1 protein-coding gene is annotated in these 2,377 nt (G+C 68.7%); it reads left to right on the plus strand.

All coding sequences use genetic code 11. The features are described 5' to 3' along the window. Positions 1-98: 98 nt before the first annotated feature. The coding region (locus tag ER13_RS16970; RefSeq protein ID WP_035311214.1) for a M16 family metallopeptidase at positions 99-2,377 on the plus strand (2,279 nt) is incomplete at its 3' end.

Genomic DNA, 2,377 nt, shown 5'->3' on the forward strand with positions numbered 1-2,377 from the left:
TTTTTATTCAACGCGACCGGCATCCACCGTCTACTTGTCGGCGTAGATCGTCGGTGGCGTCAGATGTATATAAGAGATAGGCTTTTCGGTGTAAACTCATGCGTTCTGCGCGTCGCCTTCTGCTTGTCGCGGTCTCTGGCCTGGCGCTTTCGACGGGGGCCTTCGCCGTCCCCGTCCTGGCCTTCGCGCCCGCCGCCCAAACCCAGACCCAGGTCCCGCCCTCCGATCCGTGGGCGCAGGCGGCCAGTGACGTTCCGGCCGATCCGGCTGTGCGCTACGGCCTGATGCCCAACGGCATGCGCTACGCCCTGATGCACAACGCCACCCCGCCGGGCCAGGCCTCGTTCCGCCTGCGGATCGACGCGGGCTCGCTGATGGAGCGGGACGACCAGCAGGGGCTGGCGCACTTCATGGAGCACATGGCCTTCAACGGGACCAAAGACATCCCCGAGAACGAGATGCTGCGCATTCTCGAACGCCTGGGCCTGGCCTTCGGCGCCGACACCAACGCCTTCACCAGCTTCGAGCAGACGGCCTATATGCTGGAACTGCCCAACACCCAGGACGAGACGGTCGATACGTCCCTGCATGTGATGCGGGAAATGATGGGCGACGCCCTGATGGCGTCGGACGCCATCGACGCCGAGCGGGGTGTCATCGTCGGGGAGGAGCGGACCCGCAACTCGCCCCAGATGCGGGTGCTGAAGACCCAGCTGGCCCTGCTGGCGCCGGGCCAGCGCCTGTCGAAACGCCTGCCGATCGGCGACCTGGAGGTGATCCGCACCGCGCCGCGCGAACGGTTCGTCGACTTCTATGACGCCTACTACCGGCCCTCGCGCGCGACCTTCATCGCTGTCGGCGACTTCGACGTGGACGCGATGGAGGCCAAGATCCGCACGACCTTCGCGGACTGGACGCCCAAGGCCGCCGACGGTCCCGAACCCGACCTGGGAACCGTCGCCGCGCGCCAGCCGGAAACCAGCATCATCGTCGAGCCCGGCGTCCAGTCGTCGATCCAGATCAACTGGATCAAGGCGCCGGACCTCGACCCCGACAGCATGGCCGAACGCACGGAGGCCGTTCGCCGCAGCCTGGGCCTGGCGGTGCTGAACCGCCGCCTGGGCGAGATGGCGCGGGCCGACAATCCGCCCTTCCTGGGCGCCGGCGGCGGTTATCAGTCGCTGTTCGACAGCCTGGACGCCGGCGTCCTGTCGGTCGCCTTCACGCCGGGCGAATGGAAACGCGCGCTGGAGACCACCGAGCAGGAGGCCCGCCGTCTAACCCAGTACGGCGTCACCGCCCCCGAGCTGCAGCGCGAGATCACCGAATACCGCACCAGCCTGCAGAATGCGGTGGCCACGGAGGCGACCCGCTCCACCCCCGCCCTGGCCGGCGCCCTGCTGAACGCCGTCAATGGCGACACGGTCTTCACCTCGCCCCAGGAAAGTCTGGACCAGTTCGAGAAGATCGTCGCCGATCTGACGCCGGAACAGGTCAACGCCGCCGTGCGTCCGGTGTTCGAAGGCCAGGGGCCTCTGGTCCTGTTCACCAGCCCGGTCCCGGTCGAGGGCGGCGAGGCCGCCGTCACCGCCGCGCTGGAAGCCTCGCGTCAGGTTCCCGTCGCCGCGCCCGGCGATCAGTCTGCGCTGGAATGGCCCTATACGAACTTCGGTGCGCCGGCTGTTCCCGCCGCGCGCACCGAGGTGGCCGATCTGGGCGCCACCCTGGTCCGCTTCCCCAACGGGACCCTGCTGAACATCAAGAAGACCGACTTCCGCGATGACCAGATCCTGATCCGCGCCAATACGGGCATCGGCGGCATGGGTCTTCCCGCCGACCGCTTCTCGCCCCTGTTCGCCGCCAACACCGTGCTGAATGCCGGCGGCCTGGGCAAGCTGACGGTGGATGAGGCCGACCGCGTCTTGGCCGGCCACGTCGTCAACACCAGCGTCAGCCAGGGTACGGACAGCTACAGCTTCGGCGGCTCCACCCGCCCGGAGGACCTGCAACTGGAACTTCAGGTTCTGGCCGCCTTCCTGACGGATCCGGGTCTGCGCGCCGCGCCGCTGCAACGCGCCAAATCCTCCTATCCGCAGGCGCTGGAACAACAGGCCGCCACGCCCGGCGGCGCCTTCGGTCTGAAGGCCGGGGAACTGCTGGCCGGGGGCGACAAGCGCGCGGCCGCCCCGACCAACGAACAGTTCCAGTCGGTCGAGATCGAACCCCTGCGCGAACAGATCAAGGCGGCCCTCGCCTCCGGCCCGATCGAGATCACGGTCGTCGGCGATGTGGACGTGGACGCGGTCATCGCCGCCGTGGGTTCGACCTTCGGCGCCCTGCCCGCGCGCGGCGCCGCCCCGACCCCGCCGCCCGGATC

Origin of the sequence: Brevundimonas sp. EAKA, assembly GCF_000698025.1 — a bacterium.
GTDB classification, from domain to species: domain Bacteria; phylum Pseudomonadota; class Alphaproteobacteria; order Caulobacterales; family Caulobacteraceae; genus Brevundimonas; species Brevundimonas mediterranea_A.